The following is a 25,049-nucleotide window of genomic DNA, read 5'->3' on the forward strand; positions in this document are numbered from 1 at the left end:
TTAGCGTGTCGACATGGGCAGAGGCGTCGTTTCCAAGCGCTCCGTCAAAATTCCATCAGAAGATTTTTTGAACCTATCGGACCAATACTTCGCTAGTCCTTCATTTTTTTGTGTGCCAACTCCTCTTGCATATAGCTTTGACAAGATACTTTTCGCGGCGACGGAGCAAGTTCTCGGAGCAGCCATCGAGCACCAATAGAAGGCCTGCTCGTCGCTTTTTTCCAGACCATCGAGACTGAGATGGTCTCGGTCGTGCGCGACGCACAACAGCTCTGCCGCCGCTGGATTGCCCCCCCGCGCGGCAATAGAGGCCCATTTAGGAATATCCGTGAGTTTTAGAAAAGGGTGATTTCCGTGTGCCGCATAGTCCCATCGTTGGCGGGTCATCTGCATCAAATGAGTTGCTGCTTGCGGGTCACCTGCCTGTGCCGCGTCAATTACGGGCTTTAGCAAGTTCTCGAGCAATATTCGATTTACCGGTTGATACGGGCCGTTTGGTTTCGAAGGATCAATCGGCTGTGTTTTCCAGCGATCATCTAATTCATAGGCATAGTATGCGGCTGCGCCTTTGGATCCGCCGGCAATTGCCTTCTTGAGCCAAGCCATCCGCTCTTCTTCATTGAGTGATGTCAGACCCATGAAATACTGTGCGTCAGCATCACCTCGCTCAGCCAAGGCTCTTTGCCTTGCATTTTTTTGCGGCAATTGTGGCTGCGCATACTTCTGCGCCTCCCACTCCATTTCACAGGGCGTTGCAATGGTTGCAGCAGTAGAAGAAGCGTGAGCTGAAATAAAAAAAAACGACGCCGCAAACAGGCTTGCCAATAAAATTAAGGAGGTTCGAAGACAGCGACCTCCAGACTTGGGAATCCTCGAATTCATTGAATCAATCTCCTCTTAAGTATTTGCAATCGGTTGCTTTCGCTCTCAATATCTCAGCACCAAGCACATGGTCCTCTGCAAGTCGCCCGCGACGAACGCGGCGTCATCTCTCTCTCAGGCTCTCGCTGGTGGCCTTCTGAACGGGGCTGAGCAGGAACTCGATGATTCGCCGCTTCCCCGTCTTGATCTCCGCCGTGAGGTTCATCCCCGGGCTGAGCTTGATCGGCATGCCATCCACATCGATGGTGGTGGAACTCAGGCTGAGCGTCACAGGGAAGATCGCCCCGCGCTTCTCGTCATTGACCGCATCGGCCGTCACCGTCTTCACGGTCGCGTTCACCGTCCCATAGCGGGTGTACGGAAACGTCTCCAGCTTGATCGCCGCTTCCTGCGCCGGACTCACGAAACCGATGTCCTTGTTCTCCAGCGTCACCTCGGCCGTCACCTGCGCCCCATCGGGCACGATCACCATCAGGGGCTGAGCCTCCGTGACCACGCCGCCTTCGGTGTGTGCGGCGAGCTGCTGTACGGTGCCCGCCACTGGGGCCTTCAACGTGGTGAGCCGCTCTCGCTGGCCTGCCTTCGCCAGGTCCTGCGTGCCTTGCTGGCGCTTGAGCTCAGCAGCTGTCTCTCTTGTCCTCAGGCTGTGCTTCGTCTCCGCGATATAGGCAGTTCTCGTGTTCTCGCTTTCCCTCAGCGTGGCGTTGGCTTCCGCCAGCTTCGCTCGCTGCGTCGCCAGGTCCCGCTCCATCTCGATGCGCTCCCGTGTGCGATCCTGGTTCGCATGGCTGGACATGAAGCCCTGGTCGGCCAGTTGGCGGAAGTCGGCTTCTCTTTGTCTTGCGATGGGAAGCGTGGTCTCCAGCTTGGTGACCACCTCGCGCGCAGTCGCGATCTCCGCCTGACGCCGGTTGATCTCCGCGGCCGCCCTGGCCAGCTTGGCCGTGATGTCGCTCCATTCGTCATTCAGCTCCGCGCGGGCTGAACTCAGGTCCTCATCGGTCCAGCCTGCCGGAGTGGCCTTGCCCAGATCCGGCGCATGTGCATCCGCGGCATTCAGTGCCTTCAGCAACGCCCGGGTACGCATGACTTCGGACTGCGCCGCCTTCAGCTGCTCGTTGACGTTCGTCCTGTCAGCCGTGGCCATCGTGGGATCGAGCTCGACCAGCGGTTGGCCTGCCTCGACATGATCCCCATCCCTCACCAGCACCCGCTTGACCACGCTCACCTCCAGCGGCTGGATGATCTTGGTGCGCTCGCTCACGATGATCTTGCCCGGCGCCACCGCCACGATGTCGACCTGCCCGAAGATGGCCCAGATCAATGCAATGAGGAACAGCACGATCAGCGCATAGGCCAGCCGCCTGGGCGCGGGATGCACGGGGGTGTCTTGCAGGCTCAGGGCCGCCGGCAGGAAGGCTGCTTCATCAGTCAGCCGCTTCGGGCCAGCCAGCTCGTGGCGGTGCTTCCAAGCCGCCTTGAAGACCGCACGGTAGCGCCCCAGCAGCTCAAACACCGGATGCCGAACGCTGGGCGCATTGGCCGCAGGAGCCGTTGTAGACACTTCGGGCGTCATGCTGGAGTTCCCATGCCCTTCGAGCCTTCCGCTTCCGTCGGCTGCTCACCGCCCTGCATGCCCCACAGGTGCGCATAGATGCCCTTGGGCCTGCTCAGCAGGCTCTCGTGCGTGCCACCTTCGACAATCCGGCCCTTGTCCATCACGATGATGCGGTTCGCATGTCGCACCGCACTCAGGCGGTGGGCGATGATGAAGACGGTTCGCCCCTTGCAGATGTGCGCCATGTTGCGCTGCACGATGGCCTCGCTCTCGTAGTCCAGCGCACTGGTCGCCTCGTCGAAGATCAGGATGCGCGGGTGGGTGAACAGGGCCCGGGCGATGGCGATGCGCTGGCGCTGCCCGCCCGAGAGGCTTGCACCCTGCTCGCCGACCATGGTGTCGTAGCCCTCGGGCAACTCGCTGATGAACTCATGGGCGCCTGCCAGCTGCGCCGCCTGGATCACCGCATCCAGCGGCGCTGCCGGATCGACGATGGCGATGTTCTCGCGCACGCTGCGGTTGAAGAGGGTGTTCTCCTGCAGCACCACGCCCACCTGTCTTCTGAGCTGCGCCGCATCGATCAGGCTGATGTCGATGCCGTCGACCAGCAAGCGTCCTTGCTCGGGGGTGTACAGGCGCTGGACGAGCTTGGTCAGCGTGCTCTTGCCCGAGCCCGAGCGCCCGACGATGCCGATGACTTCGCCGGGGCGCACATCGAGGCTGACGCCATTGAGCACAGGCGCTGCCTCGGGGCGGTAGCGGAAAGTGAGGTTGTCCAGCGTGACGCGGCCCTTGAGGGCCGGGAGCTGGGCGGCGGTGCTCGGCGGCACCTCGGTGCGGGTGTTGAGGATGTCCCCGAGCCGGGCCATGGAGATGCCGGTCTGCTGGAAGTCGGTCCACAGCTGGGCCATGCGCATGATGGGCTGCGACACGCGCTGGGCGAACATGTTGAAGGCAACGAACTGGCCGACCGTCAGGTCGTTGTTCATGACAAGGTGCGCGCCGTACCAGAGCGTGGCGGCATTGACGAGCTTGCCGATGAGGTTGACGCCTTCGTGCGCCCAGCTCGCGAGGTTCTGGGTGCGGAAGCTGGCGGAGACGTAGGCCGCGAGCTGGTTATCCCAGCGCCGGGCGAAGGCGGGCTCGAGCGCGGTGGCCTTGACGGTCTGCACTGCGCTGACGGTCTCCACCAGCATGGCCTGGTTCTCCGCGCCGCGCGCGAACTTCTCGTCCAGGCGCCGGCGCAGGATGGGCACCACCGCCAGGCTCAGCCCGAAGTACAGCGGCATGCTCGCCAGCACGATGAGCGTCAGCGGCACGCTGTAGAACAGCATGACCGCCACGAAGACGATGGAGAAGACGACGTCCAGCAGCACCGTCAAGGCGTTGCCGGTCAGGAAGCTGCGGATGTTCTCGAGTTCGCGCACGCGGGCGACCGAATCGCCCACGCGCCGGGCCTGGAAGTAGGCCAGGGGCAACTGGACCAGATGCCGGAACAGCCTTGCCCCGAGCTCGACATCGATGCGGTTCGTGGTGTGGCTGAAGACGTAGCTGCGCAGGCCATTGAGCAGCGACTCGAAGATAACGACGACCAGCAAGCCGATGACGAGCACATCGAGCGTCGTGAGGCCGCGGTGCACGAGCACCTTGTCCATGACGACCTGGAAGAACAGCGGGCTGACCAGCGCGAACAGCTGCAGGATGAAGGAGATGAAGAGCACTTCGCCCAGCAGCTTCCTGTGCTTGACGAGGCTGGGGATGAACCAGGAGAAGTCGAACCTGGCGAGTTCACCCGCCAGGCTTGCGCGGCTGGTGATGAGGATGAGTTCGCCGCTCCAGTGCGAGGCGAAGACTTCCAGGGGTTCGATGACCGGGCGACCATTCGAAGAGGAAGGGTCTTGGAGCAGGACGCGTTGGGCGTCGCACTGGGCGAGGATGACGAAGCGTTCGGAGCCATCCTCGCCACGAAGCACTGCCAATGCCGGCAGCGGCGTCAGGGACAGGCGATCAAGTGTTGTGCGGGAGGACTTGGCCTTCAGGCCCAGGTGTTTGGCTGCGCGCAGCAGCGTGGCGGTGTCGACAACCTCGGAAGATGCAAGGCCCAGTTGATGCGACAGCAGCGAGGCATCGGCCGCGATCTGGTGGAAGCGGGCGAGGGTGCACAGCGCGACGAGAGACGGGTTTGCAGCACCCCCTGCATCAGGTGCTTCTTGCGGCCGTGCCCCTTCCTCCCCCTGCGGCTGTACAGCCGCCTCCAGCACTCCCATTTGGGATCCCTCGAGTGTTCTTTTGAAACATCAAGATACCTGAGTAGGAACTGACTGACAATCGCAATATCGCGACATACTTTTAGGCTACATCGAGCGGGCACACAGCGATGCGCTGGCCCGAGCAGGAGGGAACTGCATCCATGTTTCTAAAGAACACCGGCAGCGCCTACGAGCCAGCATTTTTTATCATCCGCATCGATGCCGACCAGGCGCCTGAAGATCTGCTGGCTCAGAACGAATCGACGTTCATCCACGAATACCTTCACCTCCTGCAGGACTTGGTCTTGCCGTATTGCATGCGGGAAACATCGCCCGCCTCGAGACTTTTCTCTTGCAGATCAAGAATGCGAGGCTCCTGGGCGAATTGCGTCTGCCGAGCTCGTACTCGGATGCGAGCGTGGCACTGGTGAAGCGAATCGGCGAGGCCACCTGGGGGCAAGCTCGTCGCATGACAACGTCGCCGAGATCAACCGCATTGAGCTGATTGAAGAGTCGGTCGAGGGTCAGGACTACAAGCTTCAGAAGTACCTCCTGTCTGCACGAGGCGTGCATGACTATCACTTCGGCGCCTTACCTCATGCAGGAGGTGCAGCACCTGTCAAGACCGCAAGGGAAGGCACGCTGTCCCGCATACGAACTTCCAGCATCGCGAGCAGTGCGCGCAGCGCGGCGCTGTTCTGGCGGCGCTGTGCGTAGGCTGCATAGAGCCAGATGTCGCCGGGCATGAAGTCCTGAAGAACCGGCACCAGATGGGCGCCTTCCACGTAGGGTTGCGCGAGCAGCTCGGGAACACATACCGCACCAATGTCCGCCAGCGCTGCGCCGATCAACGCACTCGCGTCGTTGGCGTCCATGCGTCCCCGAACGGGGACGTTATAGGGCCGACCGTCCACCTCAAACGCAATCTGTGGCGGCCCGGGCACGACCGAGTAGGCGAGGACATCGTGCTTTCGCATGTCATCGGGATGTACCGGAATGCCGCGCCGCGCCCAGTAACGCGGTGTGGCGCAAAGGGTCAGTCCCATCCGGCGCAGGCGCCGTACGATCAGGTTCTCGTCGCCGATCCGCCCGAACCGCAAGGCCATGTCCACCCCCTCTTCAACCAGGTCGATCACGCGGTTGCTCAGCTTCAGGTCCACCTGCACGTCGGGATGGCTTGTGAGGAAGTCTCCCAGCAGACGCGGAAACGCGGTCTGAACCATCCCGTGCGGTGCCGTGATCAGCAAGCGGCCGCTCGGGTGCGAGCCCCGTGCCTGCAGTTCGCTCGTGGTCTGCTCGATCATCTCCATCAGCGGCGCACATCGCGCCTGCAGCAAGCGGCCCGCGTCCGTGAGGGAGACCGAACGCGTCGAACGGTTGAGCAAACGCACGTTGAAGCGAGCCTCCAGCGCCGCGACGTGCTTGCTCACGCTGGCCTTCGAGATACCAAGCCTGCCCGCTGCGCGCGAGAAACTGCCCTGGAAGGCGACTTCTGCAAAGGTCCTGAGGAGCTCGAATCCGTCCATCTTTCATCCTGTCACTCGCGAAGTGGCCCATTGCAGATGACTGCCCTTCGCCCTCACGGGGGCGACGCAGTGGAACCGCTCTCCCATCCGCCCCCCAGGGCCATGAATACCCCGACTTGGTACTCCGCCAACCGGGCGTCGGACTCAGCCAGCGCGGCTTCGTGCGAGGCCAGGGTGCGTTGGGCGTCCAGCGCATCGAACTGGCCAACCTTTCCGCTGATCAGCAGCGCCCGCGCCTGATCGGCCACGGTCAGACTCTGGTCGCGTGCGGCAGCGAGCGCCGCATGGCGGTCGAGCTCCCGGGCATAGGCATCCAACGCGGCTTCGGCTTCTCGCAGCGCATTCAGCACGATGCCTTCGAATCGCGCGAGCGCGCCGCGAGCGGTTGCTTCAGCCTGGGTGATGCGCGCTCGCGCGACACCCGTGTTGGGAAAGGACCAGCTGATCAGCGGCCCCACGCTGTAGCTGAAAGTCTCTCGGTTGGCGAACCGTTCGACAAAGCCGGCGGACGCCGATGAGAGGCCCAGCGTCACCTTGGGATAGAGATCGCCCGTCGCGACACCGATTCGCGCCGTCGCGGAGGCCAGGCTTCGCTCGGCCTGCCGCACGTCGGGGCGCCGGGCGAGCAGCGCAGCGCCGTCGCCCACGGGCAGCAGTCCGGCCACGCGTGGAGGCTGCTCGCAATGGCTGATGGCTTCCGGAAAGTCGCGCGGCGCGGCACCCGTGAGCGTGGCGAGCCGGTACAACGCCTGCTGGCGCCGGGCTTCCAGCGCAGGGATCGCGGCGCGCAGGGTCTCGAGCTGGGCGCGCGCACGCGCGGCATCCATGGTGCCGGCCCTGCCCGCACGCTGCAGCCGCAGCGCCAGCCCGAGCGCATCCTCCTGCAGGCGCATCGACGCCTGTGCCACGCGCAACTGCAGGCCGGCGGAACACACCGAACCATATGCCTGCACCGTCCCGCCGGCAACGCTCACGCGCACCAGGTCCACCGCGGCGCCTGCAGCGCCGGCATCCGCTTCGGCGGCTTCGACGGCGCGGCGCAACTGGCCAAAGAGATCCAATTGATAGGACACGGCCATGCCCATGCTGTAGTTGTGACGGCTCGGTGGCACATGGTCGGGCTGCAGCACAGACAAGCCCGAGACGTGACCGAAACTCGGGCCGCCCTGGAGAGTGACCGATGGCTGTTCGCTCCCGTGCGCCTCGGCCTCGAGGGCCACGGCACGCTCGAAGGTGGCCAGGGCTTGCCGCAGATCGGTGTTGTGCGCCAGGGCCTGGGCGATCAGGCCGTCGAGCTGCGGGTCGTCGAAAAGGCGCCACCAGTGCACAGGCATCGTTGCGTCCGATGCGGCCGCGCCGCCGGAGAGGAACGGCCCGGCCGAAGCAGACTGCGCTGCGGTGAGCGCGGCCGGAGCGACGTAGTCGGGGCCGACGGGACCATGGGCACAGCCAGCCAGCAGCGCACATACGGCAGCGGTTGCGAGAGCGAGGACGCGAGGCGGCTTCATGACCGCGGCTCCTGAACGCGAGCCGCGGCGGCGGCAGAAGCTGCCCGGTCCTCCATCACCTCGACGGAGACGGTCTGCCCGACGACCAGGCGAACATTGGCCGGCAGCGGGTCGAGCTTTACCCGCACCGGAACGCGCTGCGCGAGCCGCACCCAGTTGAATGTGGGATTCACGCTGGGCAGCAGGTTGGCACCGGTGCTGCGGTCGCGGTCGCCGATGCCTGCAGAGATGCTCTCTACCTCGCCTTCAAGGGCGGGCGCGTCCATGGGGGTCACACGCACCCGGTCGCCCAACCGGATGCGCGCCAGCTTGTTTTCCTCGAAGTAACCCTCGACGTAGATCGAATCGTCAGCCACGAGCGCCAATGCGGGGTGGCCTGCGGTCGCATAGGCGCCCTGGCGCAGATCGAGATTGGTGACACGTCCCGCCGCGGGCGCGCGCACTCCTGAGCGCTGCAGGTTCAGGCGCGCCACCTCGAGCGCCACCTGCGCCTGGCGCAGAGCCGTTTCGGCAGCCAGCAGCGCACCTCTGGCCTGCTCGACGCGCAGGCGCGACTGCTCGCGCACCTCCTGCGCGACAAGCCCCTCCAGTTCGTCGTTGCGGCGGCGCTCGCGCTGCGCCTGGGCCAGCGCGACCTGTTGATTGCCGATGACGATCCGCTGGGCGGCGACTGCAGCCTCGGCCTGCTGCAGCGCCAGCGTGAAGCGGGCTGCGTCGATCGAGAAGAGCAACTCGCCCGCCGCGACCGGCTGGTTGTCGCGCACCGCCACGGCGGCCACCATGCCGGAAACATCAGGCGCCACCTGGACGACGTCGGCCCGCACCCGGCCGTTGCGTGTCCAGGGTGCCAGTTCATAGTGGTCCCAGAGTTGCAGGGCTGCCCAGCAGGCGGCCGCGGCGATCAGCGCGGTCAGCAGCATGCGAAAGAGGGAGGGTACCGGGCGCGGCAGCCAGGCGGGAAGACGGACGGATTTGGTATTCATGGTCGAGCAGCGGGACAACGGGTCAGTTCAGGAGGAGATGGCGCCGGTCAGCCGGACCAACGCATAGAGCGACAGGAGATACAGCCCCAGATCGAAGAGCGGTGGATGCCACACCCACCGGTAGACACCGAGCAGCGACAGCAAGCGGCGAATCCACCAGGCGCAAGCCATCGCGCCTCCTGCGAGCAGGAGCAGGCCGGGAACGTAGAGGCCGAAGAAGCTTGTTTCGATCATGGTTGCAGGTCCGAAGGCGCAGAAGGAAAGAGATCCCTGCGCAACCCCACGAGGGCCGAGACAGCGGGCTCGCACGCGGTGCTTGCGAGGCAAAGGGCCAGCAGCCGGTCGATCTGCGGCAACAGCGCGTCGAGCCGCGGCGGCGATTCCGTGGCTCGGGCGAGGAAGGCTCGTTCGAGCGCGGCCAGCAGCTCGCGCACAGGCATTTCGGGCAGCAGGTGGCGATGCTGCTGAAGAGCGCCAATGCTGGCGCCCATACGAAGTTCGCGCATGGCGAGCGGCGCCGCCTCGCCACCCTGGTCTGCGGGGCCGCCAGCGGTGCGCGGGACCAGCAGCGCGATGCGGTCCAGCATGCGGCCTGTGAACGCGTCGCGCGCCAGCGCGCGCTTCGGGCGTGTTGCCATCTCGGAAAGATCGCGCCAGGTGGCCCGGTGGATGCGCTGCGCGCTCCATTCGCTGCTCACGCTGCGCACGATGGCGGTGGCGCGCGCGGCAATCAGGGCACCGGCGAAGAGGGCCAGATTGCCCTCGAGAAAGCTGACCCAGTCGGCGCTGGCAATGTCGTGCAGGGCCAGCGTGCCGGCCACGCCGAAAAACATGCCCAGTGCCGTGAGGCTGCTTGCCGGACGAGCGAGGTAGCCGCCCACGACCAGGAACAAGGGCGCGATACACAGCACCAGCATGCCGAAGTCGTGCGCCAGCGGCATGACGCCGAGGATGTAAAAGGCAGACACCGGCATCGACCACAGCAAAGCGACCAGGAACTTGTGCATGCCCGGCACGGGGTCGTCCATGGTGGCGAAGAAGCTGCAGAAGACCGCCGCCGCCATGGCCATCGACGAGCCCGCCCGCCAACCACTGAATATCCACGCCGCGCATGCGATGCAGGTGGAAAGCACGACCGTGAATGCGGAGCGCAGCGCCAGGCCCCTGTCCACGTGGAGGACGGGTCGCGAAGCCTCTCCCCGCTTCGGAGGCGGCGCGTGGCCGGCCAGCCCGGCGGCGATGTCGACGCGAAGCGCGTTGCACCGGCGCCATCCGGCGACCAGTTCGTCGACATGGGCGGCAACGTCGATATTCAGCGCACGCACCCAGGACGAGTTCCGCCGGTCCGCGCCCTCCGCCCGGGCAGCGGCGCGAACGCCGTCCAAGGCGCCGGGCGGCGCATCGGCATCGAGGCAGGCGCAGCCTTGTGCCATGACTCGGGCGACCGGGTCGGGCACACCGCCTGTTGCATCGCGCAAGGCTGCCAGCCGGTCCTCCAGGGCCGAAAGCGAAGGCGTCAGTGCCGCAAGGCCGTCGTGCAGGTCGCCCACGGCATGTCGGGTCCAACGCAGGCCGCCGGTATCGAAGGGCACGTGGGTGGCCAGCAGGCGCAACTGGGTGATGTCGGTGGCGATGCGCCGCCTGTCCTGTGCCAGCCGGTTGCCTGTCTCATCGTCGGCACCAGGGCTCATCAGGTCGCCGGCCCATCGGCGTACATCGCCCAATGTGCGGTCGATCAGTCCGAGGAGTGAAGGCGCGAGGCTGGCGGGCAGGACGATGCTGTGCACGAGGCTCGCGCAGACGATGCCCAGCGCGATCTCCTCGGTTCGGGCGACGGCGGTGTCGAACATCGCCGCGGGCGCGTCCACCAGCGGAAAGCCGATCAGTGCCGCAGAGTAGCCTCCGAGCATGAAGGCATAGGAGCGCGCGCTTCGGTCCATCAGCGACAGGTAGAGGCACGAGCCCACCCACAGCGCCAGCGCGAGCGACAGAAGCACGGGCGACCCCGACAGCGACGGGATCAGCACCACGGTGGCCGCGCATCCCAGCACGGTGCCGCACAGGCGGTAGAGCGACTTCGAGCGCACATGGCCCGCCAGGGGATGGGCCACGATGTACGCGGTCATCATGGACCAGAAGGGCCGGGGCAGCCCGAAACGGCTGGACAGGTACAGCGCGAGCATGGCCGCGAAAAAGCTCTTGAGCGAAAAGAGCCACTCCTGCCTGGAGAAACGAGGCCGCGCGATCATGCGGCGCCCCTGGAGATCGGGCTCGAAGGCGTCGATCCGGTCTCAAACTTGTTGCGAATCATTTGCATGCATCGATGCTAGGCATCTGCATGCAAGGCAAGAATCGTAAACTTGGACAAATGATTTCTCTTTTCGGTCATCCCGGATGAACCGTTCCGTCCGTGCGACGTCTCGCGCCAGCCTCGACCTGGACTACGAGCCGTCGGTGCCCGTCATGGCGCATCGCGTGGATGTCGAGGAGCGCGAGCGCGAGGTCCCGATTCACGTGCATCGATCGGGCCAGCTGGTGATGGCCCTGCGCGGGGCGGTCTCCTGCGACGTGCCCGGTGCGATGTGGATGGTTCCGCCCCAAGCGGGCGTGTGGATTCCGGGCGGCACGCCGCACAGCAACCACAGCACGGCGAACGCCGTGATCTTCTACCTGTTCGTTGCGCGCGATGCCGCGCCCCTGCCCGCCAGCTGCTGCACCTTGCGCATCAGCCCGATGCTCGGCGAGATGATCCAGTACCTGGCGGAACAACCACCCTCCTACGAGCCCGGCGGGTCAACCGATCGGCTCGCCCATGTGCTGCTGGACCAGCTCTGCGCCATGCCGAAGGAGGAGGTTTCCCTGCCCATGCCCGAGGATGCGCGGCTGCGAAAGGTGTCGCGCGCCATGATGCGCGACCCGTCCGACCGCCGTACGCAGAAGGACTGGGCCCACCAGCTGGGCATGAGCGAGCGGACGCTGAACCGGCTGTGCACGGCCTCGACCGGCCTGAGCTTCGGACGCTGGCGACGCCAACTGCACATGATGGTCGCGCTTCGGGAACTGTCCGGAGGAGCGACCGTGCAGCAGGTCGCCTACGACCTCGGCTATGAGTCGCCCTCGGCCTTCATCACGATGTTCAAGAAGGCGTTCGGCAAGCCTCCCGCCACGTACATCAATGACCGGCTGATGGCCGGGGGATGAGGGGCGTCCGCTTCAAGCCTTTACCGGTAGGGGCGCGCGTGGGTCACGCCGCCGTCCACCACCAGGGTGGCACCCATCACGTAGTCTCCCGCGCGCGAGGCCAGGAATATGGCCGCACCTGCGATGTCCTGCGGCGTGCCGATGCGCCGGGCGGGAATGTGCCCCGACAGCGCCTGCCCATGGTCGCGGGCATTGCGGTTCATCTCGGAGGGAAATGCGCCCGGCGCAATAGCGCTGACCGCGATGTTGTCCTGCGCCAGCCGCATCGCCATGCGCCGCGTCAGGTGAACCAGTCCGGCCTTGCTCGCAACGTAGGAGTAGTTCTCCTGTGGGTTGAGCCCGATGCCGTCGGTGGAAGCGATGTTGATGATCTTCCCCACACGTGCCCTGGCCGCCGCGCGCAGCGGTCCGGCAAGCGCCTTCGTCAGGAAGAAAGGCGTCTTCAGGTTCAGGTCGACCACCTTGTCCCAGCCGCTCTCCGGAAAAGCGTCGAAGTCGTCTCCCCATGCAGCCCCGGCGTTGTTGACCAGGATGTCCAGCGTCGACTCATGGCGGGCGTAGGCGTCGGCCATCGCCTGGCAGCCCGCGACCGTGGACACGTCGTGCGGCAGCGATACGCAGTGGCCCGTGCCCGCGAGTTCCCGCGCGGCCAGGTCGCAGGCCTCGGCCTTGCGCGCGCTGATGTAGACGCGTGCGCCGTGCGCCAGGAACCCCTCGGCGATCATGCGGCCGATGCCTCGCGAGCCACCGGTGATGAGCGCCGTGCGGCCCTGCAGCGAGAAAAGATCCTGGGCACTCATGGCGACGTCACCGCGGTACCCGCACGCACGGACGTGCCTTCTTCTGCGGGCAGCTCGAGACGCGCTCGCCGCACATAGGCCGTTCCGTCGAACAGGCGCCGCGCCGTGCGCGTGAAGTGCACTTCGCGCACCGTCCATTCGTTTTCGCCCGCATGCTCGACATTCGCGAAGATCTTGAGCACCCCGCTCGGATGGCCGATGCGGATGCGCGCCGGACCGGCATGCGTGCCCCGCGCTTCGGCTGGAATGGTTCCCGCGATCTGCGCCGCGACCGAGAGGCAGACCGAGCCGCCACCGGGGAATGCCTTGTGCATGGCGCCACCGTTGAGCACCATGCGCGCGACGAAGTCGATTTCCGATGACTGCACGACGCGGTCGCCGGCAATGGTCCGGTAGTCCTGCGCTTCGCTGATCAGGATCTGGTACGGCGTCAGGATTCCCGACGACGGAAGATTGCAGCGCTCGACGACCCAGCGCCTCACCTCCTCGGCCATCTCGTAGATCTCGGGGCCGAGCTGGCCCGGCAGTTGCGTGCCGGTGATGCCCAGGTCCGCCGCGCGGATGAACACGCACGCCGTGCCGACGTCGACCACCGACACCGGTATTTCGCGGCCGAGCTTCGACACGTGGACCCAATCGCGCGCCTGCCCCGTGGGCAGCAGCTTGCCGGTCGTGGAGCCGCTGGTGTCGGAGTAATCCAGTGCCACCTCTGCACCGGTGCCCGGCACGCCGTCCACTTCGCTGTTGCCCTCCACGCGTGGCTCGCCGTCGGCGCATTGCACGGCCATCCGGAGGATCTTTCCGGTGTTCGTGTTGTGCACCCGAACGGTGGTGACGGGTTCCTGCACCGGAACCAGCTTCTCCTGCAACGCATACACCCCCGTGGCCGACGAAATGTTGCCGCAGACGATCTCGAAGCTGGCCGTGGGCTGGTCGATGCCGATCTGCACGAAGGTGTAGTCGATGTCCGCATCCGGGCGCGACGGCGGCCCGATGATGGCGCACTTGCTCGTCAGGATGTCTGCGCCGCCGAGCCCATCGATCTGCCGCACATCCGGGCTGCCGAACAGGGCCAGCAGGAATCGAAGGCGCGCCTCGGCATCGGCGGGCACGTGCTGCTGCGAGAGGAAAACGGCCTTGCTCGTGCCACCGCGCATCAAGGTGACCGGTACGTTGATTTGTTCTTTCATCGGCCCAGTATGCGGTTGCACCCGGGTCGCCGTCCTTTCAGTTTGGCTGGCCTCTCTTTAGCCTGGCTGCATGCTTCGCATGCTTTAGCGCAGCTAAAGAATGCCGAGCAGAAATCCAATGACCACGAGGAGGTGCGTCTCGATACTTGCTGTCGCTGTGGCCCGCTCCACACGAACAGGAGACACCTTTTGAAGATCATCAAGCGAACGGAAACCCCCTTCCGTGACACCCCCGGCGGCATGGTGCTTGTCGCCACACGCGTGGCCAGCCAGCCACCCCAGTTCCCGCCGATCGAATTCGTTCACGACGACCAGAAGGTCGAGGAGATCGAGCTCGGTCCGACCGGCTCCCTCTACAGCTTCACGATCGTCCACCCCGGCAAGGAGAAGCAGCCCTACGGCCTGGCCATGGTCGACTTCGCGCCTGGCGTTCGTGCGTTCGGGCGGCTGCTGTTCGGCACCGAGGCGCCTGCCATCGGCAGCCGCCTGAGGGTGGTGCCCTTCGCGTTGCCGGACGGCACGCCCGACTATGCCTTCCAGGAGTGATGCGAGATGAACCAACCACTGATCACCGGGGTCGGCATCACGGACTTCGGCCGCTTTCCCGAACTGACCGAAGAGGCCATGGCCCAGGCAGCGATTCTCGATGCCCTGGCCGATGCCGGCACGCAGCTCTCGCAGGTGCAGGCGTTCTACTGCGGCAACGCGCTCGGAGCCATGCTGCCCGGCCAGCGTGCATTGCGCGAGCTGCATGCCGAGGGCGGCGCGGTCTACAACGTGGACAACGCCTGCTCCAGCGGCGCCACTGCGTTGAATCTCGCGCTGCAGGCGCTCAAGGTCGGCCAGTACGACACCGTGGTGGTGTTCGGCATGGACCACCTGAGCAGCCTCGGCGGCGGCCCGCTGCAGCTCAGCCAGAAGGACTGGAACAACCGGCGTGGAATGATCATGCCCGCCCTGTATGCCATGCGCGCCAGGCGATACATGCACGACCACGGCCTCACGCTGGAGACGCTGGCGGACATCTCCGTCAAGAATCGAAAGCACGGCGTCCTGAATCCCATCGCCAAGTTCGCCAAGCTGGCGGGCCGCGAGGAGGTTCTGGCGTCCCGCCCGGTGGCCGAGCCGCTCACGCTGCTCCAGTGCTGCCCAGCGGTGGTCGACGGGGCAGCGGCGCTGGTGCTCAGCACCAAGCCTGCCAAGGGCGTTGCAAAGCCGGTCCGTGTCCTGGCATCGGTGGTGCAGTCGGGCCTGTTCGAGACCGCACCGGTCGACATGACCGAGGCCGAGATCACCGCGCGTGCCGCCAGGCTGGCCTATGAACAGGCCGGCATCGGACCGCAGGATCTGAGCCTGCTGGAGGTGCACGACGCGTTCACCATTTCCGAGCTGCTCTATTACGAGGCGCTCGGTCTATGCAGCCGGGGCGAGGCGGCAAGCCTCCTGCAAAGCGGCGCGACCACGCTGGGCGGGCGCGTGCCGGTCAACCCCAGCGGCGGACTGATCGCCAAGGGACATCCGCCCGGAGCGACGGGCGTCGCGCAGGTCGTGGAGGTCTGCGAGCAGCTGCAAGGCCGCGCCGGCGCACGGCAGGTGCGCGGAGCGCGCATCGGCCTCACGCAGGTGACCGGCGGCGGCATCTGGGGCGTGGACCACGCCGCCTGCTCCATCAACATTCTTTCGCTTTGATTGCAAGCACCATGAACCAGACAAGCACAACCACGCCGGCCTCGCTGCACGGCCTCGTTGCCGTCGTGACCGGTGGCGCCAAGGGCATCGGCCTGGGCATCGCCCGCGAACTCGCGCAGGCCGGATGCCGCATCGCGCTGTGGGACTTCGACGAGGCGGCGCTGCAGGCAGCCGAGCAGACCCTTTCGGACGAAGGCTTCGACGTGCGGACCTTCCAGGTCGACGTCAGCTCGGTGGAACAGGTGGAGGCGACCGTGGCCCGGCTTCTCGCGTCTCATGGTCGCATCGACATCCTGGTCAACAACGCAGGCATCGGCGGCGACAAGCTGGTCTCCAAGATGGATCTCGCGTTCTGGACCCGAGTGATCGAGGTCAACCTCCATTCGCAGTTCATCTGCTCCAAGGCGGTTTTGGCACAGATGGCGCAGAACCGGTTCGGCCGCATCATCAACATCGGCTCGCGCGCATGGCTGGGCAACCGCGGCCAGGCGGCCTACTCCGCCTCCAAGGGCGCCGTGGTGAGCCTGACGCGCTCGCTGGCGCTCGAATATGCGCGCAAGGGCATCACCGTGAATGCCATCGCACCCGGCATCGTGGAGACGCCGCTGTTCGAGACGCTGACCGAGGAGGTCCGCCAGGGGCTTCACAAGACCGTGCCGATGGAACGCATCGGCCAGCCGCAGGACATCGGCCGTGCAGTCCGGTTCTTCGCGGAACCCGGCTCCAGCTACGTGACCGGCCAGCTCCTGTACGTCTGCGGCGGGCGCAGCCTCGGCAGCCCCTCGGTATAGCGCGTCGAACTCACGACATGTGCAATCCAACAAGACTGAAGATCGCATGCTCGCCAACGCATTGAGCGGTTTGAAAGTGATCGACTTCACGCAGGTGATGGCCGGTCCGACCTGCACGCTGTGCATGGCCGACCTGGGCGCCGACGTCGTGAAGATCGAAGCGCCTGCCGGCGATCTCTCGCGGGCCCTTTCGCCCTGGGTGCAGGGCGAGGGGGTGGCCTTCATGGCGCTCAATCGCAACAAGCGCAGCGTCGTGCTCGACCTCAAGCACCCCGAGCACCTGCAGGCGGCGCAGGCGCTGGTCGCGCAGGCGGATGTGCTGGTGGAGAGCTTCCGCCCGGGCGTGATGGCACGCCTCGGGCTGGACTACGCCGCGGTGTCCGCGGGCAATCCGCGGCTCATCTACTGCTCGGTCTCGGCGTATGGCCAGCACGGCGCCAGCAGGGATCTTCCCGGAGTCGACGGCGTGCTCCAGGCCGTGAGCGGCCTGATGAGCGTCACCGGCGCGCGCGACGGGGAACCGTGCAAGGTGCCGGTGCCGGTGGTCGACCTGGTCACGGGGTCGCTGGCAACCATCGCGGTCCTGGCCGCCCTCTCGGACCGGCAACGCACGGGCCTGGGGCAGCACGTCGAAGCCAGCATGTTCGCGAGCGCCATCGCGCTTCAGCACGTGAGCTTCGCGTCCTACTTCGCTGACGCCCAGGTGCCAGGGCCGCAGGGGCATGCCGCGCCGTATTCGACCCCGAACGAGGCCCTGCGCTGCGCCGACGGATGGATCATGGTGGCGGCCTACCACCCCGCACGTTGGCAGGCCCTGTGTGCCGCCACAGGCGCGCCGGAACTGGCCTGCGATCCGCGCTTCGCCGACAACAAGAGCCGGCTCCAGCACCGCGAGACGCTGCTGCGCCTGCTCGAAGCGCGCATGCTCGCGCATCCCCGCGCCTTCTGGCTGGAGAAGTTCGCGGCCGTGGACATCATCTGCGGCCCCATCAACAACTATGCGGAGGTGGCGCAGTCCGCGCCCTTCCTCGAAGCGGCGCTCGCGGAGCAGCTGCAGCATCCGGTCGCCGGGCCGATGACGCTGCCACGCAGCGTGCTCGGCGCGGTCGGCGAGCGGCCCCGGGCGCGACGCCCGGCCCCCACGCTGGGCCAGCACACCCGGGAGGTGCTGGCCGAGCTCGGCATGCCGGCCGCGGCCATCGATTCGGTGATCGCGCCCAGCCCTTCCCAGAACTGAAGCACAACCATGCCCATCGTCAAGACAGTCCAGAACGGCGTCGCCGTCGTCACCCTGAATCGGCCCGAGGCCATGAACTCCATCGACCCGGAGTCGAACGAGCAACTGCTCGCGATCTGGGACGAGGTGTCGAACGACGAGGACATCCGCGTGCTCGTCCTCACGGGTGCAGGCGAGCGCGCCTTCTGCACAGGCGCGGACCTCAAGAAGACCATGCCGCCCGCCGACAGCGCGGCGCGGCAGGTCTTTCGCTGCGGAACCGGGCATTTCAACTTCGGCACGCTGCAGACCGACAAGCCCGTCATCGCCGCCATCAATGGCTACGCCCTGGGCGGCGGGCTGGAGCTGGCCTTGCTGGCGGACATTCGCATCTGCTCCGACAACGCCCGCTTCGGCTTGCCGGAGGTGCGGGTCGGCAGCATCCCGGGCGCCGGCGGCACGCAGCGCCTGATCCGCGCAGTCGGCCAGTCGGACGCGATGTGGATGCTGCTGACCGGTGAACGCATCGATGCCGCGGAGGCGCTGCGGATCGGATTGGTCAGCAAGGTGGTTCCCTTCTCCGAACTGAAGCAGGCAGCCCTGCAACTCGCAGGCGCGATGGCAGCCAATGCCCCGCTGGCGATGACCGCCGCCAAGCGCCTCGCGATGAACGGACGCGAACTGCCGCTGGCGGGCGGGCTGGCCCTTGAGCGCCAGGCCTTCGGGCTGCTCAGGGACAGCGAAGACCGGCTGGAGGGGCGCCGCGCCTTCGCCGAGAAGCGTCCTCCGGTATTTCGCGGCCGCTGAAATGCCTCGCCCGGAAGACGGATGCGTCTTGCGGGCGAGCCTTCGATCTGCTCGCACGCACGAGTCGACGCTCGAACAAGCGATGTGAGCCTTCCCCTGGAGCATCCCGTGAAGAAATCGCCTGCCGCCTGGCTGAACACCCTCGCACTCATCGTTGCCGCGTTCGTCGGCGCATCGCCGGCCATCGGGCAGCAAGCCGGCCGCCCACCCGCCAGGATCCTGGTCGGCTTCTCGCCCGGTGGCACGCTCGACGTGGTGACACGCGCGCTTGCCGATCAATTGCATGGCCCGCTCGATCGCACCGTGGTGGTGGAGAACAAGCCGGGCGCCGGCGGGAAGATCGCGATCGATGCGATGCGCTCCGCTCCCGCCGACGGCAGCGTGGCCATGCTGTGTCCCGACTTCCTCGCATCGATCTACCCCTTCGTCTTCAACAAGCTCAACTACGACCCGCAGCGGGACATCCTGCCGGTGTCAACGGTGGTCGAGTTCCCGATGGCACTGGCCGTGCCCTCCTCCTCGCCCGTCAAGACCTTCGGCGAATACGCCCAATGGGTGCGCGCGCATCCGGAGAAAGCCAACTTCGGCCATGCGGCATCGGGCGGCCCGACGCACTTCCTGGGACTTCAGATCGCCAGGATCATCGGCACACCGCTGCAGGACATCCCTTTCCAGGGCGCAGCGCCGATGATCGTGAATCTGACGGGCGCCAATGTCGCGGCGGGCACCTCCACGGTCGGGGACTTCGCGCAGCACCACAACGCCGGCAAGCTGCGCGTGCTGGCCGTCACCTCCGCACGACGCTCGCCGCTGCTGCCGGACGTGCCGACCTTCGGCGAACTCGGCCGCAAGGAACTCACCGCAGTCGGCGTGCTGGCCATCTGCATGGCCCCCGGCACGCCTGCGGCCGTCGTCTCCGAATGGAGCGCTGCCGTGCGCAAGGCGGCAGCCACAGAGCAGTTCGCGAGCAAGGTCCGCATGCTCGGCTTCATGAACACGGGAAGCTCGCCCGCCGAAGCACGCGCCAGGTTCGGCGAGATGCGCGTGTTCTGGGAGCCGGTCGTCAAGGCCTCGGGATTCAAGGCCGACTAGCGCGATGACGCGATGACGTGCTCCTCGCGCTCCGCCTAGCGCACCGAGCGGATCCAGTCCCGAAAGAGCCGGACCGGCGCCGTGGCCGCCTTCAAAGGGTCGCAGACGAGGTAGTAGCCGAGCTCCGTCCTGGCGACGTGGTCCACCGCCACCACGAGGCGCCCGGTGCGCAGGTCCTCCTGCACGTACGCCCGCTGCGCCATTGCCACGCCCAGGCCGTCCGCTGCGGCCTGGTAGCACAACGCGGCATTCGCCAACGCGATTCCCGGCAGGCATGGGGTGTCCGCCAGGCCGGCCGAGCCGAGCCACAGCGGCCAGGCTTGTGGCCGCATCATGGAATGCAGCAGGTCGGCCCGCAGCAGATCGCCGGGCACCTGGAACTGACCCGCCAGGGCGGGTGCGCAGACCGGGACGAACTCGTCGTCGAACAGGTGGTCGAGCTCGACATCGGCCCACTCGCCCATGCCGTGCCGTATCGCGCAGTCGGCGCCTTCGAGCCGGACGTCATCCGCGAGTGCGATCGTTGCGATCTCCAGGGCGATGTCGGGATGAAGCGCATGGAAGCCGTTCAGGCGGGGAACCAGCCAGCGGATGGCAATGCTCGGAGGCACCTTGAGGCGCAGCCGTTTCTCCCGCTGGCTGTCGGCCAGGTCGCCCAGCGCGTCGTGCAGGCGATCGAAGGCGTCGCAGACGCGCGTGGCGAGTCGTTCGCCCACCGCGGTGAGTTCGATCTCGCGACCGGCCCTCTGGAACAGTTGCACGCCCAGCCCCGCTTCCAGCAGCTTGATCTGCTGGCTCACGGCACCGGGAGTGACGTGGAGCAACTGGGCGGCTCGCGATACCCCCTTGGCCCGATACACCGCATCGAACGCCCGCAGCGGGCTCAGGAGCGCGCGAAGGTTCTGCATGACAGGATGAGATTTCCGGAGAACTCAGTGCTGGCTGAAGAGACAGCTGCCTGCCTCGGCACTCGCACACATCGGCTTCAACATTTCTGAATGCCGATGGTGCGGTTCAGGAGTTCCTCGTCCTCACGCAGCGCGGCTGCCGAGCCGGCATAAGCGGCAACGCCCCGCTCCAGCACGATGACATTCGTGGAGAAGTCGAGAACGACGTCGACGTGCTGCTCCACGAGGACGCAGCCGACTCCGAGCTGGTCGCTCATCCGGACGATGGCGTCCATCAGTTCCTCGCGCACCATGGGAGCGAGGCCCTCCAGCGGCTCGTCGAGCAGCAGAATGCGCGGCTGGCCAACGAGTGCCCGTGCCACAGACAGCATCTGCTGCTCGCCGCCCGACAGCTGCGTGCCACCGTTTCGCCGCCGCTCCTTGAGCCGCGGGAACAGTGCATAGACCGGCGGCAGGGCCACGCCGGCCGAGCGCCCCTGCAGGCCCGACAGCAGGTTCTCCTCCACCGTCAGCGAAGGAAAGATGTCCCGGCCCTGCGGCACGTAGCCGAGCCCTGCCCGTGCCCGTGCGTACGTGGTGGCGCCGCCGATGTCGTTGCCGCCGAAGTGGATGCGGCCCTGCATCAGGTCCGCCAGGCCGATCGCGGTTGCCAGCGTGGTGGTCTTGCCGGCGCCGTTGCGCCCGATGAGGCCCAGGCGTTCGCCTTCGCGCACGCTGAAGCTCAGATGCTCGACGACTGGCACGCCGGCGTAGCCGGTCGTGACGTCGTCGAACCGAAGTTCAATGGGAGGGCTGGGCATGGTGAGCGTCTCGTCCGAAGTAGATTTGTTTGACTTGTTCGTTGGCCGCGACTTCCTGCGGCGACCCCTCCACCATCACCGCGCCGGCAACCAGGACGATGATGTGCGAGGCGAAGCGGAACACCAGGTCCATGTCGTGCTCGATGAGCAGGACCGACAGATCCTTCGGCAGGCCCTCGATGGCGCTCATGATGCGGCCGCCTTCTCCCTGCGGCACGCCCGCGCCGGGCTCGTCCAGCAGCAGCACCTCGGGCTTCATGGCGAGCGCGAGCGCGATCTCCGCAAGCCGCTGCTCGCCGAGCGCCAGCCGCCCGACCACCCGGTTCGCATAGGGGTTCAGGCCCAGCATGCCGAGGGTCTCGTGGACCTCGTCGTGCACGCGCGCGGAACGCGCCGGCGAAGGCCACCACTGCATGGAGGCGCGCAGCCGCTGGAGCACCGCGACCCTGACGTTGTCCGCCACGCTCAGGTCCTTGAACAGGCGGCTGATCTGGAAGGTGCGAACGATGCCGCTGCGCACGCGTGCGTACTGCGGCAGCTGCACGATCGAGCGGCCGTCGAGCTGGATGTCGCCGGACTTCGGACGAATCGCTCCGCTGAGCAGGTTGACCAGCGTGGTCTTGCCCGCGCCGTTGGGCCCGATCAGCGCCGTGCGGGCGCCCTGCGGGAGGGACAGCGTGACGTTCTGCGTGACGGCCAGGCCGCCGAAGGAGTGGCACAGGTTGCGGGTTTGCAGACGGGGAGTCATCGGGCTCCTCCGTTGCCGCCCAGACGCCTGGCGTATGCCGCGGCCCGGTCCAGGAGCCCGATCAGACCTTCGGGCAGGACGATGAGCACGACGATCAGCATCGACCCGATGACGAACAGCCAGTGATACGGGTTCAAAGTCGACGCGATGTGGTGGATGGTCATGTACGCGACGGTGCCGAGCACCGCACCCGCCAGGCGGCGCGTGCCGCCCAGGACGATCATGACCACCACACCCGCGGACGTCGTGAAGTCCAGCATGAAGAGATTGGCCACCTTGCTGGTCTGTGCCGCCAGTGCGCCCGCCAGCCCCGCCACGACGCCGCCGACGGTGTAGACGGCCAGCAGGTGCAGGTACACGCGCCCGCCGAGTGCCTGGACGCGCCCCGGGTCCTGCCGGATCGCCCTGGCCGTCAGGCCGAAGGGCGACTCGACCAGGTTGCGCACGAGGAAGTACACCAGCACCAGCGCGCCCAGCGCGTAGAAATAGCCGGTGTGCCCCATGAAGTTGAACTCCCAGAGGCCGAACAATGGGGCGACCTCGAAGCCGGCAAGTCCGTCGTCGCCGCCGGTGAGCCATCTGGCCCAGTTGGCGAGCTCGAGCAGCAACTGCGCCACGGCGATGGTGAGCATGACCAGCGTGAGCTTGGTCGAGCGCAGCATGACGGCACCGCTGAGCAGCGCGATCAGCCCTCCGCCCAGGCCGCCGAGCAGCAGCCCGGCGACGGGATCGGTCGTCAGGTACAGCGCGGTCCATCCCGCGACGTAGGCGCCGGCGCCATACAGTGCGGCCTGGCCAAGTGTCGCGATGCCCGCCTGTCCGAGCACGAGGCTCAGCGACAGTGCAAAGATCGACATCGTCGCCATGTTGGTCAGCAACCCGAGGTCCTGCGGGAACACCAAGAAGGCCAGCAGCCCCGCGAGCGTCAGGACGATCTCGGCGCGCAACTGCTTCCACGGGCGAGCACGGGGCGGCGCAGCCATCGCCATGGGCGGAATCACCGCGCTCATGCCTGCCTCCCGAACAGCCCCTGCGGGCGGAACAGCAGGACGACGATCATCGTCAGGAAGAAGGCAGCCGATGCGAGCTGCGGAACCATGTATTTCATCGAGGTCTCCACGATGCCGAGCAGCAACGCTGCGAAGAAAGAGCCGAACAGATTTCCGTTGCCGCCCACGGCCACGACCGCCAGGAGGATCACCAGGTACTTGGAGGCGTAGGTCGGCTCCATCGGCAGCATCTCGGCACCGGCGATGCCGCCCAGCGCCGCGAGCGCCGCACCGATCGCGAAGGTGGCCGCATAGATCCTGGTCGTGTCGATGCCGATGGCCCGGGCGATCGGCGCGTTGTCGACCGCGGCGCGCACCCGGATGCCGAAGGACGACCGGTCCACGGCGAGCCACAGGACGGAGACGACCACCAGCCCGCAGGCGACGACGATGAGCCGGTGCCGGGGAATGGAGCGAAACCCCAGGTCCACCGAGCCGCCGAATGCCTCGGGAAGCGCGACGGATGTCACCGACGATCCGAACATCAGGTTGACCGCCGCGGTCGCGACGAACATCAGTCCGATCGTCACCAGCATCTGGTCGAGATCGTCGCGGCGGTAGAAGCGGCGCAGCAGGGTGCGCTCGAAAAGCACCGCCACCAAGGCCACGACGGCGATCGCTAGGACGAAGCCCAGCCCGACGGGCACGCCCAGGCGCTGAGGAATGCTCGCCGCGAGAAAACCGCCGAGCATCGCGAAGGCGCCATGGGCCAGGTTCACCACACGCATCAGGCCCATGGTCATCGACAGGCCCACGGTGATCATGAACAGGATCATGGCGTACGTGACGCCGTCGACCAGGATGCTGCTGAGAAGCGCAAAGGACATGCTGCAGTCCCTGCGTTACTTGGCCGCGCCCTGGATGCGTCCGTAGTCGGGCTGCATCTCGAAGGTCCGGAACTCGCGGTTGACGAAGCGCCCCGAGGAATCCTTCTCGACCACCCGCATGTAGACGTTCTGCACGAACTCGCGGGAGGCCGGATCGATCTTCACCGGACCGCGCGGGCTCTCCCAGGAAAAGCCCTTGGCGGCGGCAAGAGCCCTGGGCCCGTCGCGCTTGCTGTCCGTCGCCTTGACCATGTGATAGATCACATGCAGGCCGTCGAACGCATTCGCGAGCTGGACGGTCGGGATGGCCTTGGGCGCCACTTCGGCCAGGGCCTTGACCGCGGCATGGTTCAGCGGCGAGTTGTGCGTCGCCGAATAGAACATGCCAGTCTCGATTCCCAGCAGCTCGGGGCCGATCGCGCGAAGTTGGTCTTCATCCGTCTCGCCCGTGCCCAGGAAGCGCACGCCCGCGGCCCTCAATCCCGCTTCGTTGTAGGCCTTGATCATTGCGTAGGTGGCCGGCCCTCCAGGACCGAAGACGTAGAGCGCATCGGGCTTGAGCGCCTTCACGCGCTGCATCAGGGGGCCGAAGTCCGTCGTCTTCAGCGGCGCGCGGATGGCCTCGAGCAGCTTGCCGCCTCCGGCGACGAAAGCGGTGTTGAAGGCCTTCTCGGCGTCGAGGCCGGGACCGAAGTCGCTGACCAGCGACACGACGTTCCTGATGTTCTTCTCGAGCGCGTACTTGGCCACCGGCACGGCCATCTGCGGCAGCGTGTAGGAGGTGCGCAGCAGGTAGTCGGACTTCTCGAGAAGCGAGGAGGTCGACGCATTGAAGATCACGACAGGCACCTTCGCCTCCTGTGCGAGCGCGGCGACAGCCAGCGTATCGGGCGTGAAATACAGGCCTGCGATGTACTGGGCGCCTTCCTTGATGATGAGCTCCTGGGCCAATGCCTTGGCCTGCGCGGGATTGATGTCCGGCAGGTCGCGGTAGATGACTTCGATCGTGTGTCCGCCCGCAGTGGTGCCGTTGAGCTTCTGGTAGGCCTTGGTCGCTCCTTCCCAGGTCTGCCCCACCGCGGAGAACGGTCCGGACATGGGTGCGATCACACCCACCTTGACGACGTCGGCGCGGCTTTGCAAGGCCAGCGTCGCGAGTGAGACCGCGATCGCGGCAATGAGTCTGAGGGTCATCTTCTTCTCCAGGTAGTGGGGTCGCTGGCGG

23 protein-coding genes are annotated in these 25,049 nt (G+C 66.3%); 7 read left to right on the plus strand and 16 right to left on the minus strand.

The features are described from left to right. The 8 genes from ABL840_RS19655 to ABL840_RS19690 form a co-directional block, all read right to left on the minus strand. Positions 1 to 882, minus strand: coding sequence for a sel1 repeat family protein (locus ABL840_RS19655; RefSeq protein ID WP_143043043.1), 882 nt, complete (start codon positions 880 to 882; stop codon positions 1 to 3). Between the two features lie 103 nt (positions 883 to 985). Beyond that, positions 986 to 2,458 (minus strand): HlyD family type I secretion periplasmic adaptor subunit, encoded by a 1,473-nt coding sequence (locus tag ABL840_RS19660; RefSeq protein WP_093307859.1) that lies wholly within the window; start codon positions 2,456 to 2,458, stop codon positions 986 to 988. Continuing rightward, complete coding sequence (locus ABL840_RS19665; protein ID WP_093307857.1) at positions 2,455 to 4,707, minus strand: type I secretion system permease/ATPase; 2,253 nt, start codon at positions 4,705 to 4,707, stop codon at positions 2,455 to 2,457. Before ABL840_RS19665 ends, ABL840_RS19660 begins: the two co-directional genes overlap by 4 nt. Before the next feature lie 578 nt (positions 4,708 to 5,285). Next, positions 5,286 to 6,215, minus strand: a complete 930-nt coding sequence (locus tag ABL840_RS19670; RefSeq protein ID WP_093209896.1) for a LysR family transcriptional regulator — start codon at positions 6,213 to 6,215, stop codon at positions 5,286 to 5,288. Between the two features lie 53 nt (positions 6,216 to 6,268). Continuing rightward, the gene (locus ABL840_RS19675; protein ID WP_093307855.1) at positions 6,269 to 7,723 is read right to left on the minus strand and encodes an efflux transporter outer membrane subunit; all 1,455 of its coding nucleotides are present in this window, start codon (positions 7,721 to 7,723) and stop codon (positions 6,269 to 6,271) included. Further along, positions 7,720 to 8,706, minus strand: a complete 987-nt coding sequence (locus tag ABL840_RS19680; RefSeq protein ID WP_093307853.1) for an HlyD family secretion protein — start codon at positions 8,704 to 8,706, stop codon at positions 7,720 to 7,722. The genes ABL840_RS19675 and ABL840_RS19680 overlap by 4 nt, the downstream gene beginning before the upstream one ends. Before the next feature lie 27 nt (positions 8,707 to 8,733). Continuing rightward, entirely contained in the window at positions 8,734 to 8,940 is a 207-nt protein-coding gene (locus ABL840_RS19685; protein ID WP_093307851.1) for a DUF1656 domain-containing protein, read from the minus strand. Continuing rightward, the gene (locus ABL840_RS19690) at positions 8,937 to 10,889 is read right to left on the minus strand and encodes an FUSC family protein (RefSeq protein WP_418115936.1); all 1,953 of its coding nucleotides are present in this window, start codon (positions 10,887 to 10,889) and stop codon (positions 8,937 to 8,939) included. The genes ABL840_RS19685 and ABL840_RS19690 overlap by 4 nt, the downstream gene beginning before the upstream one ends. Before the next feature lie 211 nt (positions 10,890 to 11,100). Between ABL840_RS19690 and ABL840_RS19695 the strand changes: the two genes are divergently transcribed. Then, positions 11,101 to 11,907 carry an AraC family transcriptional regulator gene (locus tag ABL840_RS19695; RefSeq protein WP_218153046.1) on the plus strand — a complete coding sequence of 269 codons (807 nt, stop codon included), beginning with the start codon at positions 11,101 to 11,103 and terminating at the stop codon, positions 11,905 to 11,907. A gap of 20 nt (positions 11,908 to 11,927) precedes the next feature. On the opposite strand, the gene ABL840_RS19700 is transcribed toward ABL840_RS19695, so the two are convergent. After that, on the minus strand, positions 11,928 to 12,707 hold the full coding sequence (locus tag ABL840_RS19700; RefSeq protein WP_093307847.1) for an SDR family oxidoreductase: 780 nt from the start codon (positions 12,705 to 12,707) through the stop codon (positions 11,928 to 11,930). Then, complete coding sequence (locus ABL840_RS19705; RefSeq protein ID WP_093209884.1) at positions 12,704 to 13,897, minus strand: PrpF domain-containing protein; 1,194 nt, start codon at positions 13,895 to 13,897, stop codon at positions 12,704 to 12,706. Before ABL840_RS19705 ends, ABL840_RS19700 begins: the two co-directional genes overlap by 4 nt. Positions 13,898 to 14,086: 189 nt before the next feature. Here ABL840_RS19705 and ABL840_RS19710 point away from each other — a divergent pair, with 189 nt between their 5' ends. The 6 genes from ABL840_RS19710 (at position 14,087) to ABL840_RS19735 (ending at position 19,492) form a co-directional block, all read left to right on the plus strand. Next, a complete protein-coding gene (locus ABL840_RS19710; protein ID WP_093307845.1) occupies positions 14,087 to 14,443 on the plus strand; it encodes a Zn-ribbon domain-containing OB-fold protein in 357 nt (118 codons plus the stop codon). 6 nt (positions 14,444 to 14,449) lie between these two features. After that, positions 14,450 to 15,586: a thiolase family protein gene (locus ABL840_RS19715; protein ID WP_093307843.1), complete on the plus strand. Its 1,137-nt coding sequence runs from the start codon at positions 14,450 to 14,452 to the stop codon at positions 15,584 to 15,586. Positions 15,587 to 15,597: 11 nt separating this feature from the next. Then, entirely contained in the window at positions 15,598 to 16,377 is a 780-nt protein-coding gene (locus tag ABL840_RS19720; RefSeq protein ID WP_093209879.1) for an SDR family NAD(P)-dependent oxidoreductase, read from the plus strand. A gap of 46 nt (positions 16,378 to 16,423) precedes the next feature. After that, the gene (locus ABL840_RS19725) at positions 16,424 to 17,614 is read left to right on the plus strand and encodes a CaiB/BaiF CoA transferase family protein (protein WP_093307841.1); all 1,191 of its coding nucleotides are present in this window, start codon (positions 16,424 to 16,426) and stop codon (positions 17,612 to 17,614) included. A gap of 9 nt (positions 17,615 to 17,623) precedes the next feature. Next, positions 17,624 to 18,400: an enoyl-CoA hydratase/isomerase family protein gene (locus ABL840_RS19730; RefSeq protein ID WP_093209875.1), complete on the plus strand. Its 777-nt coding sequence runs from the start codon at positions 17,624 to 17,626 to the stop codon at positions 18,398 to 18,400. 108 nt (positions 18,401 to 18,508) lie between these two features. Then, positions 18,509 to 19,492, plus strand: coding sequence for a Bug family tripartite tricarboxylate transporter substrate binding protein (locus ABL840_RS19735; RefSeq protein ID WP_240652319.1), 984 nt, complete (start codon positions 18,509 to 18,511; stop codon positions 19,490 to 19,492). Positions 19,493 to 19,527: 35 nt separating this feature from the next. Here the strand turns inward: ABL840_RS19735 and ABL840_RS19740 are convergent, their stop codons facing one another. The 6 genes from ABL840_RS19740 to ABL840_RS19765 form a co-directional block, all read right to left on the minus strand. Next, positions 19,528 to 20,316, minus strand: coding sequence for a LysR substrate-binding domain-containing protein (locus ABL840_RS19740; protein WP_240652318.1), 789 nt, complete (start codon positions 20,314 to 20,316; stop codon positions 19,528 to 19,530). A 161-nt stretch (positions 20,317 to 20,477) separates the two neighbouring features. Next, entirely contained in the window at positions 20,478 to 21,200 is a 723-nt protein-coding gene (locus ABL840_RS19745) for an ABC transporter ATP-binding protein (RefSeq protein WP_093209870.1), read from the minus strand. Then, a complete protein-coding gene (locus ABL840_RS19750) occupies positions 21,181 to 21,948 on the minus strand; it encodes an ABC transporter ATP-binding protein (protein WP_093307837.1) in 768 nt (255 codons plus the stop codon). The genes ABL840_RS19745 and ABL840_RS19750 overlap by 20 nt, the downstream gene beginning before the upstream one ends. Further along, positions 21,945 to 22,958 carry a branched-chain amino acid ABC transporter permease gene (locus ABL840_RS19755; RefSeq protein WP_093307835.1) on the minus strand — a complete coding sequence of 338 codons (1,014 nt, stop codon included), beginning with the start codon at positions 22,956 to 22,958 and terminating at the stop codon, positions 21,945 to 21,947. The genes ABL840_RS19750 and ABL840_RS19755 overlap by 4 nt, the downstream gene beginning before the upstream one ends. Then, positions 22,955 to 23,824 carry a branched-chain amino acid ABC transporter permease gene (locus tag ABL840_RS19760; RefSeq protein WP_093307834.1) on the minus strand — a complete coding sequence of 290 codons (870 nt, stop codon included), beginning with the start codon at positions 23,822 to 23,824 and terminating at the stop codon, positions 22,955 to 22,957. The genes ABL840_RS19755 and ABL840_RS19760 overlap by 4 nt, the downstream gene beginning before the upstream one ends. 15 nt (positions 23,825 to 23,839) lie before the next feature. After that, entirely contained in the window at positions 23,840 to 25,018 is a 1,179-nt protein-coding gene (locus tag ABL840_RS19765; RefSeq protein WP_093307832.1) for an ABC transporter substrate-binding protein, read from the minus strand. Between the last annotated feature and the right edge of the window lie 31 nt (positions 25,019 to 25,049).

This window comes from Variovorax sp. NFACC27 (assembly GCF_048301545.1).
Lineage (GTDB): Bacteria > Pseudomonadota > Gammaproteobacteria > Burkholderiales > Burkholderiaceae_C > Variovorax > Variovorax gossypii.